Origin of the sequence: Dictyobacter aurantiacus, assembly GCF_003967515.1 — a bacterium.
Taxonomy (GTDB): domain Bacteria; phylum Chloroflexota; class Ktedonobacteria; order Ktedonobacterales; family Ktedonobacteraceae; genus Dictyobacter; species Dictyobacter aurantiacus.
Window position 1 is genome coordinate 2,100,802 of record NZ_BIFQ01000002.1, and the last position, 17,674, is coordinate 2,118,475.

Annotated in this window: 12 protein-coding genes; 7 read left to right on the plus strand and 5 right to left on the minus strand. The window is 51.7% G+C overall.

Features of this window, described 5'->3' with window-relative positions; all coding sequences use genetic code 11:
* Positions 1-194 precede the first annotated feature (194 nt).
* The 4 genes from KTT_RS33280 to KTT_RS33295 all read left to right on the plus strand — a co-directional run bounded on the left by KTT_RS33280 (position 195) and on the right by KTT_RS33295 (position 5,489).
* A complete protein-coding gene (locus KTT_RS33280; protein ID WP_162511828.1) occupies positions 195-1,634 on the plus strand; it encodes an alpha-L-fucosidase in 1,440 nt (479 codons plus the stop codon).
* 456 nt (positions 1,635-2,090) lie between these two features.
* A complete protein-coding gene (locus tag KTT_RS33285) occupies positions 2,091-3,500 on the plus strand; it encodes an outer membrane protein assembly factor BamB family protein (protein WP_126602139.1) in 1,410 nt (469 codons plus the stop codon).
* Positions 3,501-3,565: 65 nt separating this feature from the next.
* Positions 3,566-4,987, plus strand: coding sequence for a PQQ-binding-like beta-propeller repeat protein (locus tag KTT_RS33290; protein ID WP_126602142.1), 1,422 nt, complete (start codon positions 3,566-3,568; stop codon positions 4,985-4,987).
* A gap of 103 nt (positions 4,988-5,090) precedes the next feature.
* Positions 5,091-5,489, plus strand: coding sequence for a cupin domain-containing protein (locus KTT_RS33295; RefSeq protein WP_126602144.1), 399 nt, complete (start codon positions 5,091-5,093; stop codon positions 5,487-5,489).
* Positions 5,490-5,611: 122 nt separating this feature from the next.
* Here KTT_RS33295 and fes read toward each other — a convergent pair whose 3' ends face one another.
* The 4 genes from fes to KTT_RS33310 all read right to left on the minus strand — a co-directional run bounded on the left by fes (position 5,612) and on the right by KTT_RS33310 (position 10,628).
* Positions 5,612-6,856, minus strand: a complete 1,245-nt coding sequence (gene fes / locus KTT_RS33300) for an enterochelin esterase (protein WP_126602145.1) — start codon at positions 6,854-6,856, stop codon at positions 5,612-5,614.
* An 880-nt stretch (positions 6,857-7,736) separates the two neighbouring features.
* Positions 7,737-8,255 (minus strand): IS630 family transposase, encoded by a 519-nt coding sequence (locus KTT_RS37310; RefSeq protein WP_307720656.1) that lies wholly within the window; start codon positions 8,253-8,255, stop codon positions 7,737-7,739.
* The gene (locus tag KTT_RS37315) at positions 8,243-8,749 is read right to left on the minus strand and encodes a winged helix-turn-helix domain-containing protein (RefSeq protein ID WP_235845550.1); all 507 of its coding nucleotides are present in this window, start codon (positions 8,747-8,749) and stop codon (positions 8,243-8,245) included. Before KTT_RS37315 ends, KTT_RS37310 begins: the two co-directional genes overlap by 13 nt.
* Before the next feature lie 802 nt (positions 8,750-9,551).
* Positions 9,552-10,628 carry a quinone oxidoreductase family protein gene (locus KTT_RS33310; RefSeq protein ID WP_126602147.1) on the minus strand — a complete coding sequence of 359 codons (1,077 nt, stop codon included), beginning with the start codon at positions 10,626-10,628 and terminating at the stop codon, positions 9,552-9,554.
* 119 nt (positions 10,629-10,747) lie between these two features.
* Here KTT_RS33310 and KTT_RS33315 point away from each other — a divergent pair, with 119 nt between their 5' ends.
* Together KTT_RS33315 and KTT_RS33320 are read left to right on the plus strand one after the other, a co-directional pair.
* A complete protein-coding gene (locus tag KTT_RS33315; RefSeq protein WP_126602149.1) occupies positions 10,748-11,596 on the plus strand; it encodes a helix-turn-helix transcriptional regulator in 849 nt (282 codons plus the stop codon).
* A gap of 13 nt (positions 11,597-11,609) precedes the next feature.
* The gene (locus tag KTT_RS33320; RefSeq protein ID WP_160146313.1) at positions 11,610-12,350 is read left to right on the plus strand and encodes an alpha/beta hydrolase family protein; all 741 of its coding nucleotides are present in this window, start codon (positions 11,610-11,612) and stop codon (positions 12,348-12,350) included.
* 9 nt (positions 12,351-12,359) lie between these two features.
* Here KTT_RS33320 and KTT_RS33325 read toward each other — a convergent pair whose 3' ends face one another.
* Positions 12,360-14,030, minus strand: coding sequence for a DUF6585 family protein (locus tag KTT_RS33325; protein ID WP_126602154.1), 1,671 nt, complete (start codon positions 14,028-14,030; stop codon positions 12,360-12,362).
* A 476-nt stretch (positions 14,031-14,506) separates the two neighbouring features.
* Here KTT_RS33325 and KTT_RS33330 point away from each other — a divergent pair, with 476 nt between their 5' ends.
* Positions 14,507-17,668 (plus strand): alpha-mannosidase, encoded by a 3,162-nt coding sequence (locus tag KTT_RS33330; protein ID WP_126602156.1) that lies wholly within the window; start codon positions 14,507-14,509, stop codon positions 17,666-17,668.
* The last annotated feature ends 6 nt before the right edge of the window (positions 17,669-17,674 follow it).

Consider the following 17,674-nt stretch of genomic DNA (forward strand, 5'->3'; position numbering starts at 1 on the left):
GTATGCTAATAAAATTGTAATCTGAGAAAACGTTTTCTCAGATTTTGCAGCAACGGCTGCTATCATCGCCTTTGTGGCGGTTGAAACAACCTGCTAGAGCTCCGAATCTATGTACGTTCAATTAGCACCTTTACCATGGCCGAGAAAGCGTTTTAATGGCGCCCGTTCTTTCGTGTTCATAGGGAGGTTTACGCATGAGTATGATGGAAGAGACACAACGCATTCGACAGACGATTGCCGCTGGACCATTTGAGGCTGATTGGGAATCGCTCAAAGGATATACGGTACCCGCCTGGTACGAGGATGCCAAGTTCGGTATCTTTATTCACTGGGGGGTCTATTCGGTTCCTGGCTTTGGGAATGAGTGGTATCCACGTAACATGTATCTGCAGGATAGCCGCGAGTTCAAGCACCACGTGGAGACCTATGGTTCGCAGGCGCAGTTTGGCTATAAAGACTTTATCCCCCTGTTCAAGGCCGAAAAGTTCGATGCCGATGCCTGGGCCAATATTTTCCGCCAGGCGGGCGCCCAGTTTGTTGTTCCTGTCGCCGAGCACCATGATGGCTTCGCAATGTACGATAGCGCCTTTTCGGAGTGGACCGCCGCCAAAATGGGTCCCAGGCGTGACCTGATTGGCGAACTGGCGGAGGCTGTGCGCAAGCAATGGCTGGTCTTTGGCCTTTCCAGCCACCGGGCCGAGCACTGGTGGTTTTACGAAGGTGGCATGGTGTTTGATTCGGATGTACAGGATCCTCGCTATATTGGCCTCTACGGACCCGCCCAGCCCAAGACGATGCAGCCCAACGAGGTGTTTCTTGACGACTGGCTGGCGCGAACCTGTGAACTGGTGGATAAATATCAGCCGCAGCTGGTCTGGTTTGATTGGTGGATTGAGGAGCCAGCCTTCCGCCGTTATCTACAGCGCTTCGCCGCCTACTATTATAATCGTGGCGCGCAGTGGGCGCGTGGAGTGGCCATCAACTACAAGCATGACGCTTTTCCCGCCGGTAGCGCCGTCTTCGATATCGAGCGCGGCCAGCTCACCGATATCCGCTATCCGTTCTGGCAGACGGATACGGCCGTCGCCAAGAATTCCTGGGGCTATACGGAGAACCAGGAGTATAAGACCGCGACTGAACTGGTCGGGGACCTGGTAGATATCGTCAGCAAAAATGGGGCGCTCCTGCTCAATATCGGTCCCAGACCCGATGGCACCATTCCTGAGCCAGAGGTGGAACTGTTGCTGAATATCGGTCGCTGGCTCAAGATCAATGGCGAAGCGATCTATGGAACGCGGCCATGGAAGACCTTTGGCGAGGGCCCCACGCAGGTTGTTGGCGGCAGCTTTAACGACACGAAGCGCGCGGCCTTTACCAGTCAGGATATTCGCTTTACCACCCATGGCGAAACGCTGTATGCAATCGCCCTGGCGTGGCCAGCTGATGGCACTGTGACCATTAAATCCCTGGCCAGCGATGCCACCCTGTTCCAACATCAGATTGGGAAAGTCGAACTGCTGGGCTATCCCGAGGAACTGCAGTGGAGGCGCGAGGCCGCGGGCCTGGTTATCAGCCTTCCAGAGCAGAAGCCATGCGAACATGCCTTTGCCTTCCGCATCTCACCAACCGCTTAGCACACCGGCCAGGCATGCATCTATCAGTCTTGTAAATAGAGGAAATGCGGCGGGCGGCTTCAAAACAATGAAGCCGCCCGCCGCATTTCCTCTGTGTGATGCATTTCTTTTCTAGAGCGTGTCTGACTTCCGCCACCATGGGGGCATGTGAGCGCCCCCGCATGGGCGCCCGCTGCGCGGTTGCACCGGTTTTGTGTGTTGGTGCATCGGGTGCGCATCCGCGCACCCGATGCACCAACACACAATGGATTCCTGAGTACCGCAGGTGCGAAAACGTAAGCATGCTCAGAGCGATGATCGTGAGAGCCAGACACATTCTACGGCGTGGCTGCACTATGCTTGATCGCTGTTGAATCACCATAAACCAGCGCTAACAGTGTATAATGAATATGCTTTCTGGTTCAGATCGGCTACCCTGGCTGATCTACCGTGTGCTGTTTATGGGAGAGAAATAGGATGGACTCTGGACCCGATCCACTTCAGCGTGATCAACCGGACTTTGAATTAGAGATTACTGATATAGATACGGATGATTCTGGCGAGATGAATGGTCGATCTAGCAAATCATCGAGGCTTGAGCCATTGCTCGCTTTTACTGTGCGCCATGCGCGTATCTTGTTTATGCTCGCGATTGTGGTGGGCTGTCTCGTATTTGCTAGCTTGCTCTTTCCCGATGCCGCCTCTTTTATCCATCCGGTGGACTCTGCGCCACCGGCGATTACGCCTATGGCTCCCCCTTATTCGTTTGTTACGGTTTCTGGCAATGATAATGTTACCTTTGTATTGGGGCAGATCGAAAATGGAGATCAGTCGTCGCGTCCTCTGGATAACGTTGGCATCACTGTTTATGATACGCATAGTGGTGCGCTTCTCTGGCACACGCCACAGCACCAATTATCCAGGACCACGTATGGGCTGGCGACCAACCTCAAGGGTCAGGGAGAGCATATTTATGCGCTACGTGCGGATGGCCTGATTTCTCTGCTCGACCCTCGTAGCGGTAAAACCCTCTGGAGCTATCAATTGCCCTCTACTATGCCTGAGCCCATGGCTATTGAGCAAGATGGGGTGCTTTATTTGCAAACGTCCGATCAAGCCGTGTATGCTTTTAAAGATGGAGGCATAGTATGGCGTAATGGTCAATTGGGAACGATGTTGACGATTGATAATGGGATTATATATTTCTATGATATGGCGCACCAGCGTTATGCGGCCATCGATGAGAACAGCGGTACCTCTCTCTGGACCTATACAATGCCACCTGCAGCGCAACAACCTTCTTTTCAGTCCTTTTCACTGCCGGTGATCGAAAATAAGACATGCTATGTGCAAGCGATCAACAATAAAGTGCTGGCTATTCAAGAAGGCCATGTGTTGTGGTCCCGTCAATTTCATAGCTCTGTTACCCTGAAATCAGATACTCATCATCTCTATGTTGTCGATCAATCGGCCGAGACACTTGAGGTTCTGAATCTACAAACGGGCAGGCAAGAGCGCACACCTCTCCCTGCGACAGGTGTTGTAAGCATCAAAGACATTCAGGGAAATCTGTTATACATTCAGACTGATGAAGGACTGAAAGCTATCAATGCGGATACAGGGAACGTCGTCTGGCAAAAGACCCTCGCTGTAAGTCCAGCAACCCGGGCCGCTGATGGTGTTCTGTATGTTCCCATTTTCAACAATACAGCTTCTGTGCAGGCAATTAGTGAGCGAGATGGTACCGTGCTCTGGTCTGGTACCATAAAGGGCAACATAATGACGATTGATGCCAGCGTGTTAGATCTGTATGCCTCTGATGACTATACCCTTTCTGTGTTGCGATTAAGCGATGGTAAAGTCCTGTGGAGCAAACAGATAGAATAGATGATGTCTTGATGCTAGAGGTTGATGACCTGCAATGATATCTTGCAACGTAATGGAGAGATTGAATGGATGCTAGACCCGATGGAAATCAAGATGATTATACGCATGGCGAATTAGAGATTACCGATATTGATGCTGAAGAGACGAGCGAGGCAGGTAATCATCCTGTCAGGCCATCAAAGCTGAAGCCACTGTTTGCTGCTCTGGCGCGCCGTGCACGTCTCTGGTTTACGCTGGCGATTATCGCAGCATGTGTGGTGATCGCTGTTCTCCTCTTCCCGGAAGTATCATCACTGATAACATCTGTGGCTTCAACTCCAACCGCGCCAGCTGGTCAACCCTTATATACTGCCATGACTGGCAGTGATAACGTGACATTTGTACTGGAACGGCCACAAAATGACGACCAGGTATCGAGCCTGACCCAGAAGAATACCAATGTCACTGCTTATGACACGCGGACCGGCACCCTGCTCTGGCGCACCTCCCAATCTCCCACCTCCAGTATGAGCTATGGAGTGACAGTTAATCTTTATGGTGAGGCGTTCAATATCTATGCTATACATGCTGATGGACAGATTTCTCTGCTTGCCCCCCGCTCCGGGAAAGTTCTCTGGACCTATAAGCTCCCCTCGCTTCCCACTAAATCCACAGCTGTTGAGCAGGATGGAATGCTTCTACTTTCCGATGCCGACCAAACCACTTATGCGGTCAAAGATGGCCGCCTGCTCTGGCATAGTGCCGATATTGACACGACGTTAGCAATTAATGATGGTATTATCTATGCCTGTGGTTATAGGCAACAATACTATTATGCGATAGATGAGCGGAGTGGTACTCGTCTCTGGGCATACAACAATGAAGCATCCTCCACACAACCATTTGCATCGAACCCCGTGTTGCCATTTGCAGTAAAACAGAAGACGTTCTATCTACAAACAGACAATAACAAGGTATTAGCAATTCAACCACAGGGTCATGTTGTGTGGTCCCATCAATTTAATGATACTGTTGATCTGAATGCAGATGCCCATTATCTCTATGCATATACTCAGGGGGTCGATACCCTGGAGGTTTTCGACCTGCAAACGGGGAAGAAAGAACATACTCCACTTCCTGAGACTGGCATCGCGGATTTCATCAATATTCAGAATAATGTGGTATATATTCAGACCGAGAGCAATGAATTGCAATCTATCAATGTGGATACGGGCATAATGTGGAAAAAGGCTCTTGACGCAAATCAGGCTGTCTGGACCATACAGGGCGGCCTGTATATTTCCTCTTTACATTCCTCTTCAGCTGAGATGGGCCTGATACAGGCGATTAATAAAAGAGATGGAACTGTGCTCTGGTCGCAAGTTATACAGAGCCATCTGACTTCAATTAATGGCGGACTGCTAGATTTATTATCTCAAGACAACCAGACGATATCGGTGCTGCAGTTGAACGATGGCAAAATCCTCTGGAGCAAACATATAGAATAGCCAATGTATTGGTGATAGTAGAATTATGTTTTTCATGAGGCACTTCTCAAAAAAGAACCCAGGGCCTTCGTGAATTCATATAGCACTGGAATGAGGTACGAGCATGGATAATGATATTCAGACCCAGATCAAGCACCTGCCTGTAGATATGGATGTACAGGCCCCTGATATGACGGAGATTCGCTTGCTCGCGAATACGAGCAGAGGAAGTATGGTCCATTGTACACTTTTACCGAACCAGGTATCGCGTGCGGGTGTGCATCGAACGGTGGAAGAAATATGGTATGTGCTGCAGGGGCAGGGTGAGGTATGGCTACAGCAAAACGGCGTGCAGTACGAAGAAAAGATCCAGCCAGGTGTCTCCTTTAGCATTCCGGCTGGCACGCACTTCCAGGTGCGCAACACCAGCTCAACGCCCCTGAGCTGTGTTATCGTCACGATGCCACCCTGGCCGGGTGAACAGGAATGGGTGCCTGTGGCTGATCACTGGCCAGTGCTGTAATATGTGTTCTGGCAATTAAAGATCCAGGCCCGTCTATGCGAAGCGAGAATTCCTCGCCTCGCATAGACAGTTTAGACTAACCTATTGCTTGCCTATCAATGCAAGCAATAGTTTAGACTAACCTATTGCTTGCCTATCAATGCAAGCAATCCATTAGCCAACGAACCACGATGAGAAACATTGTGGTGATAGCCATTGAACTCGGCATAATGCACCTCATAACCTTTGAGCTTCAATACATCGCGCATATGCCGATTGCAGCCAACCATGTAGATCCATCCCAGATCCTCCTTCAGGCCGACTTCCAGATAGAAGCGCAGGGGTAAAGGCGGACTGGCGATGAATTGCTGGATAATCCACTCTTGCTGAATATCGTCCTCGGGATCCTTATCCCACCAGAACGAACCCGATTGCGCAAGCACGTTGCCAAAGGTGCTGGGAGCGCGTAATCCGGCGAAGGCAGCCGCCAATCCACCAAAGCTACAGCCACCAACAATTGTCCGCGCGGGATCGGAGCTGACATGATAGTGTTCATGAACCCACGGCATCAACTCCTGGGTGAGAAAATCGACAAACGGCTGATGGCAGGTTAACTCGCGATTGCGTGTCTCACCATCCGGATTATCAATCAAAACCGTGACCAGGGGTGGAATCTTCCCTTCACGTACAAGGTTGTCCAGAATGGTCGGCGTTGGAATAAGATCGATGTACTCCCAGCCATCAAAGAGGAGCAAGAGGCGGTACGGCTCATTTCTCTCTGTATAGTCGGCAGGCGTATAGACCCAGATGCGTCGTTCATTGTTGAGGATCTGACTGCGAAGGCGATGGGTATGGATCTTGCCCTTCGCACCGTCCGTGTGTGGTACGATCCAGGTCTGGACGGGAGCATCTGGCAGTTCAAGAATGGAGAAGACTACCTCCTGTGAATCAGGTTTCTCCTCATCTTTATGCGCTACAAAGCGTTTCGGATTGAGCGGATCAGGGATGAAACGGGTGCCGAAACCTCCGTTTTCCTGATCTATCAGAGAATCATTGGTAGAGAGGGTATAGACTCCACGCAGATCCATCTGAAGCCGATATGTCTTGTACCAGAGATCTGTATCTGGCAGGTGGGTCATCTGGTGGTCCTGAGGATGATCCAGGCCGGCCGGTCCGCCCCAGATTACCACATTTTGTGTCTCCCCTTTATCCCGCCAGAGAAACGTAACCAGGGCATGCCTGTCATCACCCTCACTGGTTTCTATGAGTGGAGTACCGCTCTGCATAATTTCTTGCCAGAATGTCTCCAATGCCATTGGATCTCCGACTTCAAGCGCGCGTTGTAACGAACTGATGCGAGGACTGATCTGGGTTTGGGTCGCAACCATAAAGAACCTTTCCTGATAAACTTTCCACGAGAAAAGCTCCACAATTGCAGGAAGGATCAGAAATAAATCGGCATCACCCTCTCTTTGCTTCCGGCCCTTTCATCGCTTCACTTTGTCTCGTGTTCGAATCTTACTGATTTATAGATTTAACATGAGTGTGTAGATGAGATTCCGAACGCATGGAGATGCAAGCGCCTCTATGGCATGCAGCGCTACAATGCAAGTCAACCTAGGAACAAGATCAAAGAGGAAGGAATAATGATATATCGCGAGAGCATCTGACCTGAACCGTGATGTTGCTAACATTCTTCCGCGTTTTGCTGGGTAGAACAAAATATCTGTTGCGCCATAGCCAGCTTAATGCAACAGAGTTGCTCTTCAGTTATATGCGTCGGAATCATTTAGCAATGATCAGGCATAAATCTCTCCTTCTTGAGGAATTCTATGTACCTGTATACTATACAAAAATGTGAATACAAAGTCAAAGCTCCATTCGGACTGGTGGGGGAACCACGATGGACCATCCAAATGACAGCAGCGCCGCTCTGGCTAATATGCGAACCTCTTCCCATCTGGGATCAGAGATGAGCGCTTCATTCGTCCAGAAATCACTATGTTGCGAACCACTCAACTTACTCAAGAAATCATCCAATCTTTTGAGATGATCCATTTGCGTTTCCGAAGGTTGCCAGTAGGTAGGAAGACATAGTGTCCAGTGCTCGAAGTCCAGTGCCATTTCATCGGTCAGCACGACCCGATCAGTAGGGAAATGGTCCAACTGGTCTTGAGCCGATGAGGCCAATAATTGGAGTGAGTGGCATAGGTGTTTTAAGACTCCATTGCTTTTTATTTCAGATTCTATTGATCTCAGCATAAAAAGCTAAAGTGAGTAGCCAGCATGAACGAAACAGTGACGCAAGGTCTGCTTGCGATGCCGAAGGCGGGCAAGAGCCAGCAGCAAGGCATAACTCAGCTCGGTGGAATCCTTGCAACACACATTCTTAAGTTCACGACGTTTGAGCAAATTCCACACCCCTTCCTGCGGATTGAACTCAGGCGCATAGGCAGGCAAGCGTTCCAGGTGAAGGCGAGCTGCGCCTCCCTGCGCCAAGAAGTCTTTGACCGCTTGGCAGCGATGGATGCTCGATCCATCCCAGATCACCAGCAACTTCCCGGGAATCTGGCGAAGCAGGTGCTTGAGAAAACCAACCACATCCTCTCCTTTATAGGAATGAGATTGCGTCTGCATAAAGAGACGTCCCTGCGGGGTAATCGCCCCAATCGCCGAGACATGATCGCGTGTCAGCGGCACTCGCAACACTGGTGTCTGGCCCACCGGAGCATACGTGCGCACCGCCATCGGCAGCAGGTAAAAGCCCGACTCGTCTACAAAGACGATCTGCCGCTGTTCCTGCTCGGCTTTTTTTTAAGCGCGGGCCACCGTTCGTCTGTCCAGGCGTTGATCGCCTCTTCATTGCGTTGGCTGGCGTGTTCCTCCGGTTTTTGGACACTCTGCTTGAGGCTCCGCAGGAGGCGACTGCAATGGGCGGGATGATAGCTGACCCCAAAGTGCTGCCTGATAAGCACTGCCACGCGGGCTGTGGTCCATACCTGGCCGCGGAACCCATAGTGCTCGGCCCCTTTGGCCAGCAGATCGGGCAACTGGGCTCGCTGTTCTTCGGTCAGTTTGGGCTGGGGACCTGGTGGCGGTTGTTGTCGCAAGGACTCCGAGCCCTCTTTCCTGGCTCGGCTCATCCACTGACTCACCGCTCCTTCGGTTACTCCAAGGGCTACGGCGATGTCTTTTTGTCTCCAGCCCTGCGTATACAGCTGCCAAGCGCGCAGTCGTCGCCATTCACGCCAATCGTTGGGATGTTGTTCTTTCTTGCTCATACCTCCTTTTATCGGTTTGAGTATGGACGACTTTAGAACCTTATGCTGAGGTCAATAGATCATTGGAAGAGGTTCTCTTCATCTCTTGCCTTCCCATAAAAAATGCCTGCTTAGGTTTTGTGCATGGTCACTTCTAGATATTCTTTTGTTTATGAGTTGCTTTTCTTTGCCCTCGTACCTGAAAGTACAGTGCTGCTATAAGGCAAAACAAGGTAGCAATGATTGAAGCTAATAGGATTGTAGCTGATACTATCCCTTCAGAGAGTACATGGCTATCTTCCATACCTAGCGTAATCGCGTCAGGAATTATTGTAAAGCCGATTATGCCGAACCAGAACCTCGGTTGCGTATAGATGGAGGGGTACGGTTCATGACGATGACGTGAGATGACTACGATTAAAGATGCTATGCCCCAGCAGAACCAGCTAATACATTGAAATATATAATTTACCCAGATTGGGAAGGGTGATGGTTTATGCAATAATGCTGCAACTTCAGAAACAACTATGGGCGTAAATAGAAAGATCACCACTATAGCATAAAGCCAGCGCGTCACATGCGTGCTATCGTTGGTATATAGAGAATTTTTCATAGGATCTTTCCTGCTATTAAATAGAAATGCCTTCTATTATCTTAGCTTTCTGTTCTAATTGTAGTGCTATATAAATATACGTAATTAAAGCGAGAAAAGAGATGAACTGAAGCACTGAATCACCAGGATTATGCATAATCCTGGTGATTCAGTGCTTTAAATTTATTTGAATGTCAATTTGTGAGTTAACTTACGCTTACTTTTTTCTTTCTACCTTTGAGTAGGGGTAAGCACCGTTAATTGGAAGGGGCCACCATGGTCACGTGCGTATTCCACGGCCTGGTTGGCCTGTTCAAGGGGAAAGGTCTGCACAGAAAATGGTTCAAGGTTGATCTGTCCACTGCCGATCAGTGCCGCCAGCAGCAAGGGGGCATGCTTGGGAAGCATATATTGCCCACGAACCACCAGGTTGTTGCGCATCATGTATTTATAAGGAATTTCGACTGGCATATCGATTCCTCCCATCAGGACCGCTGTTCCTCCGGGACGTAAAGCCATGATACCGCTGCGCGTCAAAGTTGTGCTGCGCATGGGTCCCAGGATATCGAGCAGGCAGTCAATTGGGCCATCGGCCGTCTCTCGGAAACGCTTGCTGAGATCTTCCTCTTGTTCTGAAATCAGAACGGGGCGAACGCGTGGACCAAAGGTGCTTACCAGTGTGTTGAGCATCTGTTCGTTGCGCCCCGGTGCGATCACGCGGGCGGCCCCCATCGCCAGAGCGACGGCTATCCCCGCGCTACCAAAGTGGCCGGTTGCGCCATTCACCAGTATGGTTTGTCCCGGCTGTAAATCGGCAGCCAGCAGACCACCATAGGGAACTAGCATTGTATTTATCCATGCAAGTTTGGCGGGATCGAAAGAACGGAGCTGTTCAAGTGAATAGGCGTTCTCCATCGGTAGCAGCATGCGCTCGGCAAACGAGCCATGGCGAAAGTGCGATTGAAGCTTTTGCGCGCCCGCGGTAGGGGCGATCCATCCTTGCAGCATGATGTCTGGTGAAAGGACATCATCGCGTGAGCGCACGGTTGGGTCGCAGAAGACGAGTTGACCGGGCACCAGGCGCGTAGCATCAGGTCCCGTCTTCTCTATCAGTCCGATGGCGCCCACCCCTGGAGCAAGTGGGAGTAACAGGGGATAATCTCTTTCACCAGAAAAGACCTCGTGGGTATAGGCTAGAATTGGAACCGTGAGCACTTGAACGACCACTTCACCAGCACCTGGCGTTGGATCTGGAAGTTGTTCAATGGTCAGTGGTTGTTTTTTTGCTTTCAGTATTGCGGCTTTCATGTTTATGGCTCCTTTCCAATACTTTTCTATTTATGGTATTATCTTGCCATAAGATCTAAAGTCATTCCAGAGCGTGTTGATACTGGTATTGGCACTACCAGGGAAAGGAAGATAGTAGCATGGTATCTAGCGAACAGCGTACTGAGCTGGCCAGTTTCTTGCGGACGCGTAGGAGTCAGTTGTCCCCCGCTGATGTAGGATTGCCACGCACTGCACGTCGCAAAACGGCGGGACTGCGACGTGAAGAAGTTGCTCAGCTTGCTGGCGTTGGTGTTACCTGGTATACCTGGCTGGAACAGGGACGCGACATCAACGTCTCTACTCAGGTACTTGATAGTCTGGCTCAAACTTTCAGGCTTACAACTGCTGAAAAGATTCACCTCTATCTGCTGGCGGGCCAGCCGTCTCCCGCGCATCCAGTCCCACCGAGTGAGTATGTCAGTCCCTTCCTCCACCGCTTTCTTGAAGAGATCGGAAGAAACAATCCCGCCTACATCACCGGGCGCAGATGGGATGTGCTGGCCTGGAATCGGGCCGCCTGCCAGGTTCTCGCGGACTTTGATACCATGCCAGTAGAAGAGCGCAACATTGTACGCCTCCTCTTCACCAACGAGGAGTATCGTCGTCGTAGTCGTGATTGGGAAGCCGTAGCACGGCGTGTGCTGGCACAACTGCGTGTCAGCAGCGGCTTGTATCGCAATGACCCGCAATTGCGCGCGTTAATCGCGGATCTCCAGCAGCGCAGTTCCGAGTTCGCACGCTGGTGGCCGCGGCATGATGTACAGGAACGACGGGAGGGTCGCAAGGAATTCTTCCACCCACATGTAGGTTCCCTGGTCTTCGATCATGACACCTTCCAGATCGAAGATGCGCCGGGTCTGAAGATGGTCGTTTATCTGCCTGCCGACGAGGAAACGGCTAGAAAGCTAACACAACTCGCTATGTCCGAATCTTCTTTCACACACTAACGGAAGGATGGATATGGAATCTATTCGCCTGGAGCTCACTTCAGCTCCTATACTGGCTATATTTCAGGATGATCCAGAGGAAAGAGCAAAGCGGGGAACAGTGCTCTTTTATCATGGTTTTGGACAATCCAAAGATGACTACGTGCCGGTATTACAGCGCCTCGCGGCAGCGGGTGTCCTTGCTGTCGGTGTTGATGGCATCGGGCATGGAGAGCGGCGTTATCCGGACTTTCATGAGCGCTTCCCTCCGGTCACACCTCATTTGATGGGGAATGAGCAGCTTGAGGCTGCATTTCTCTCCACGGTGCAGGCGACTACGCGAGAAGTGCCAGCGATTATCGATGCGCTCATCGCATGCCGCTGGGCACATTCTGGGCGGATCGGCATTGCTGGTCACTCGTTTGGCGGCTTTGTGACTTATGCTGCCACTATCGCTGATAAGCGCATCCAGGCAGCCGTTTCTGTGGTCGGATCACCTGAATGGAGACTCCCCTGGCCTGATAGTCCTCACCTTCATCTTGATCGCTTCTTCCCCATAGCATTGCTCTCGCAGGTGGCTGGTAAAGATACGAATGTATTACCTGAATTTGCACGAGCACTACATCAGCGGCTTGCCCCATACTATGCACAGTCACCCGAACGGCTGCGCTATATCGAGTATCCCAACTCTCCTCATGACCTTTCTACCCACGATTGGGAACAGGCGTGGGATGAAGCTGTAGCATGGTTCACTACTTATCTCCCCAGGGGATAAAAAATCCTGTCATGAGCAAAAAAGTTTCGGATCTGACACGATTCCTTTATGAATTGTGACGGTACCTGTGCGGGTGGTGATCTCTAAGCGGGTACGTGGTACGGTGCCTGTTTCATTGTTGTTGAAGTCATTGTAGATCTGGTTTGTACTGTTTGATGAAGACAGATTCAAGGCTGCATTTGATGGTAGGGTGATATTGATATTTCCGCTATCGCTTTTGAAGAGATCGCTGCTTTGTGGATCAAGTGAGCCGCAAAAATTGATCTGACCTGATGTACTTTGCACTTGGGAGTGACCTCGCAGGGTTGTCTGTAGATTGATGGAGCCTGTTTGCGTCTTTACCTTGATCTCTCCATTGATGTCATTGATGAACAGATCCCCCGTACGTGTCTCGATCTGTACATTGCTGTTGACTGGTATATCAATGAGAAGAAAGACTTTCTCTGCTCCAAGCCCTAAGAAATTTTTCTGCTGCATCGTCCAGCTTAAATTGATCGTGTTGCCGTTCCGGGTCGCTTGTTGTTGGATGTTGTCAAGACTGCCAATGCCTGTGACTTTCTTCCATCCCTCAACCGACACCTGGTTGTTGTCATTTCCTTTGTTGCGTATAAAGAGCTGGTCTATTGCGTCAACCTTAATAATAATCGTTGGTGTAGTGGAGACCTGGAAAGTTTGAGCTGGCAGGTCGGCGAGTCGTTCCTGGCTGAGACTATCATAGAACACCCATGTTTGTAATGCCAGTCCAGCGATGGATAGCAGGGTGAGCACCAGGGTAGAGACCCAGGAGGTTTGCCCGCGCTGCTGCCTTTGTATGGTGTTCTCGTACGGATTTCCCTGCTTAATACTTTGAACCTGTGGGGTCGCGGTCAGAGAAAGTTCAAATCCTTTCTCTTTTTGAATACTCTCCAGCAAAGCCTCTAGCGCGCACACATTGTCCATATTGGTCGCAGGAACAACAATCTGGTCTGTCTTCTCGTCTGCTATCTCAACTACGATATTTTCCAGGCCAACTTCTATCCTGCTTACCTGCCTCCAGATGGTCTCTTGCTTCCAATCCCCGATGTGTTGCTGATCGAGAAAGAACGTGTTGAATTCGATGAATTTGTTCGCCTCATAGTCCGCTTGAAGCTGTGGGAGAAGCCGCTGTGTGAGTTTATGTTCTATGAGGGTGCCTATTTCAGCAATATGATCTATCCCCGCGTACAGAACTATATCTGGCTGCTGAGCAAGGATACAGGTATACGTAGGAGAGACGTGCTTTACCTTGCCTCTGCTGCGATATATTTTGAATTGGCGCCGAATGGACTGGATCTCGTCCCAACGCACCACCCGCGTTCTGCGCCCTTTGCGATAAATCAGACCTTCTGTATAGATGGATACAGAGAGTCTGGGATGTAAAAAGGGAGCGATGAGCTCTTCACCTCTGATAAAAGAAAGAAGTTTTCCAACCAGGAAAATGCTCTGGGTAAAGCCAATTGGCGATTGCATGGACATGGATACAGCGCCCCATATGAGCAGGAGCAGCGCATCTATTGCTACAAAGAGTATGGATAGGCTGAGGCCTACCAGGGCTATCTTTCCTGAAAGGGTTACGTGCCGAATATATACCCCCTCAAGCGTTCCCAGGTGATGATGCTCATCCGACTCATACATCTGCGGTGAAAAGGACTGAGGAATCATTGTCTTTATCCTTTGGATCACATTTTTTTATATATTCGCTTGCTCCCAATATCTAAAGCGGGATATCCAGTCATTTTAGTGATTGTGGCTTTAAATAAGATTTTCTTTGTTGAGGGATGAAGTCATTTTTTCTGGCCTGGCAATGTATCAATAAAAGATAATTTGCGTATGTATGAGTTTAACATTGTTCGCAAGACAAAACAAGAGAATATGGGAAAGAAGTCAATGAGAGGGTATCTCTCAATGTGGGATAACCATTTTTTTCGTACCAACAACAGGATGCTACGGTTCTGCAGACAGTCCTGGTTTTTTTGCATTGGAGCCGATATGTTTATGGCCCCGCCTTTTTAGCATGTGTTTCTTTTAGCTTTCGATTGCTTTGCGGATGTAAGAATTGTCGCGAATTCGAAGCGTCGGCGGCGAGTTCGTGTGTTACAATGGGTGAAGTTTACCATAGCAGCAGTAAGGAGTATGTTGTGCTTCACCAGATTCGTTGGACGATTCCGAAAATTGCGCAGCGCTTGACGTTGATCGAGCCGCTGGTGTATCGTCGGCGACAGGCATTGCCGCCGTTCCGTTTTCAGCCCTTGATGAGCCCGCAGGAGACGCCTCCGGTTGGAGTTGAGGTTGATGATCGAGAGTGGAAGACCATTGAGCCCTATTCCTACTGGGGTGAGTGGCGCCAGAACTTTGTGTTGCGCTCGACCTTCCAGATTCCTTCGGAGTGGGGACAGGATGCGCCGCTGGCGCTGTATTTGCCGATTGGCATCGCGGGCGACTTTATCCATCCTGAGGTCTTAGCCTATATTGATGGCGTTGCATATGCCGCCAGCGATCGCTATCACCATGAGTTTTTGCTGCGGCCGCAGTGGCAGGATGGGCAGCAGCACGTGCTGGCTCTGCACGGCTGGACCGGTATTGGTGGTGAGAAGGGCACACAACTGCTGATGAAGCCGGCTGAGGTGGTACAGATCGATCAGCCGACGCGCGACTTTATCGCCACGGCTCGTGTGGCCCTGGGGACGGCTCAGGTGTTGACCGAAGCGACTCCCGCCCGTGGCAAACTGCTCGCCGCCCTTGATCGCGCCTTTACCATTCTGGATACGCGCGAGCCCTTTGGCGATGCGTTCTATGCCAGTGTCTCAAAGGCGCACGCAGCCCTCAAAGAGGGGATCGCGCAGGCGGGTGAGCCGCTGGATGTTGAGGTGGTAGGCACCGGTCACGCGCATATCGACGTGGCCTGGCTCTGGACGCTGGGACAGACCCGGCGCAAGGCGTCACGCACCTTTTATACCGTGCAGCGTCTGATGGAGCAGTTCCCCGATTACCACTTCTCGCAGAGCCAGCCGCAGCTTTATGACTACATTCGCCAGGATCATCCCGAGCTGTTTGAGGCTATCAAGCAGCGCGTGGCCGAGGGTCGCTGGGAGGCGACCGGCGGCATGTGGGTCGAGGCCGACTGTAACCTGAGCGGTCCCGAGTCGCTGGCGCGCCAGTTCTTGTTGGGCCGATCTTTTTTCAAAGAACACTTCGGTGAGCACGTTGATACGCCGGTGCTCTGGCTGCCTGACGTCTTTGGTTATGCCTGGGCTCTGCCGCAGTTGATCAAGCAGGCCGGGCTGGAGTATTTCTTCACCATCAAGATCGGCTGGAGCCAATATAACCGCCTGCCTTACGATAGCTTCTGGTGGCAGGGTATCGATGGTACACGTGTACTGACCCACTTCAGTCCCACGCCCGAGAAAGGGAGCGCCTTCGCCAGCACCTATAACGCGATGGCGACGCCCGAAGATATCCTGGGCACCTGGACCAACTTCCGGCAGAAGGATCTGGGCCATGACGATGTTACTCCTCCGGTGTTGACCGCCTTTGGTTTTGGTGATGGTGGTGGTGGTCCTACCCGCGAGATGCTGGAGAACCTGCGCGAGCTGGCCGCGTTCCCTGCCATGCCACGCACGCGCCAGGGACACGTCGATGCCTTCTTCCGTCAGCTAGAAGAGACCTCGGGCGCGCAACTGCCGACCTGGAATGGCGAGCTGTACCTGGAGTTCCATCGTGGCACCTATACCACCCAGAGCCGCAACAAGCGCTCGAACCGCAAGAGCGAGTTCCTGATGCACGACGCCGAGTTCCTGGCGGCACAGGCCAGTCTACTCAATAGTGGCTATAGCTATCCGGCCGATGCTATTGGGCGCGCCTGGCAGCTCATCTGTCTCAACCAGTTCCACGACATCATCCCCGGCAGTAGCATCCATGATGTCTATGTCGATTCGGCCGAGCAATACAAAGAGATCAGCGAACTGGGTACCAGCGTGCGCGACCAGGCCTTCCAGGCCATCGCCGAGCAGGTTGGGGGCGATGTCTTGCTAGCCAATCCCACCTCCTTTGAGCGCAACGACCTGGCCTACTGGCCGCAGACGTTGCCGGCGGGTAAGCATCTGCAGATCAGCCAGAGCGGCGAAACGGTCTCGACGCAGACCAGCGAGCAGGGCACCTGGATCGATGCTGGCACGGTAGCGCAGTTTGGCATCACTAGCTTGCAGCTAGTCGAGGGCGAGCAGAAGGTCCCCACTACCGAGTTAACCGCGACGAAGGGGCTATTGGAGAACAGGTACATCCGCATCGAGCTTAACCGCGACGGTGACATCACCCGCGTCTACGACAAGTTGCGTGAGCGCGAAGTGCTGCCGGAGGGCGCCATCGCCAACCAGTTCCAGGCCTTTGAGGATCGTCCCTTGAACTGGGACGCCTGGGATGTCGATATCTTCTATGATGATAAGCAGTGGCTGGCCGAGCCCGCCAGCGCGATCCGCGTCGTGGAAGAGGGACCCCTGCGTGCGACACTGGAGATCCAGCGCCGCATCTTGCACAGCGACTACACCCAGCGCATCTCGCTGAGCTACAACAGTCCGCGCCTGGATGTCGACACCCACATCGACTGGCGTGAGCGCCATATCTTGCTCAAAGCCGCCTTCCCGGTCGATATCCTGAGTCCTATGGCTACCTATGAGATCCAGTGGGGCAATGTTCAGCGCCCGACCCATCGCAACACCAGTTGGGATTGGGCCAGATTTGAAACCTGCGCGCAAAAATTCGTGGATCTGAGCGAGGGTGATTACGGCGTGAGCCTGCTCAACGATTGTAAATACGGCCATGACATCAAAGAGAATGTCATCCGTATCAGTTTGTTGCGCAGCCCAACCATGCCTGATCCAGAAGCGGACCAGGGCGAGCACCGTTTTACCTATAGTCTGCTGCCGCACGCGGGCAACTGGAGTGAGGAGACGATCAGTGCCGCCTACGCGCTCAATGATCCCTTGATCGTCTATACGCCTGAGCGTGCTGCCAGCGCTTCTGCTAATCAGCAGCAGTTGTCGTCATTGTTCAGCGTGGATAAGCCCAACGTCATCATCGAAACGGTCAAGCGGGCCGAGGATGGCAACGGGATTATCGTACGCCTGTACGAGAGTCAGCGCCGCCGTGGTCGCGTCACACTCACCACCGGCTTTGAGCTGGCCACGGTCTGGCACACCAATCTGCTGGAAGAGAACGGCGAGCAGCTGCAGAGCCAGGGCAAGCAAGTCTCTTTCAACATCAAACCCTACGAGATCGTTACCCTGCGGCTGGTGCAGGTGTAAGGCTAC

Excerpts from the sequence above, each read along its gene's own strand:
- KTT_RS33280 (WP_162511828.1), top strand. The coding sequence starts at position 195 with ATGAGTATGATGGAAGAGACACAACGCATTCGACAGACGATTGCCGCT.
- KTT_RS33285 (WP_126602139.1), top strand. The coding sequence starts at position 2,091 with ATGGACTCTGGACCCGATCCACTTCAGCGTGATCAACCGGACTTTGAA.
- KTT_RS33290 (WP_126602142.1), top strand. The coding sequence starts at position 3,566 with ATGGATGCTAGACCCGATGGAAATCAAGATGATTATACGCATGGCGAA.
- KTT_RS33295 (WP_126602144.1), top strand. The coding sequence starts at position 5,091 with ATGGATAATGATATTCAGACCCAGATCAAGCACCTGCCTGTAGATATG.
- fes (WP_126602145.1), bottom strand. The coding sequence starts at position 6,856 with ATGGTTGCGACCCAAACCCAGATCAGTCCTCGCATCAGTTCGTTACAA.
- KTT_RS37315 (WP_235845550.1), bottom strand. The coding sequence starts at position 8,749 with ATGAGCAAGAAAGAACAACATCCCAACGATTGGCGTGAATGGCGACGA.
- KTT_RS33310 (WP_126602147.1), bottom strand. The coding sequence starts at position 10,628 with ATGAAAGCCGCAATACTGAAAGCAAAAAAACAACCACTGACCATTGAA.
- KTT_RS33315 (WP_126602149.1), top strand. The coding sequence starts at position 10,748 with ATGGTATCTAGCGAACAGCGTACTGAGCTGGCCAGTTTCTTGCGGACG.
- KTT_RS33320 (WP_160146313.1), top strand. The coding sequence starts at position 11,610 with ATGGAATCTATTCGCCTGGAGCTCACTTCAGCTCCTATACTGGCTATA.
- KTT_RS33325 (WP_126602154.1), bottom strand. The coding sequence starts at position 14,030 with ATGATTCCTCAGTCCTTTTCACCGCAGATGTATGAGTCGGATGAGCAT.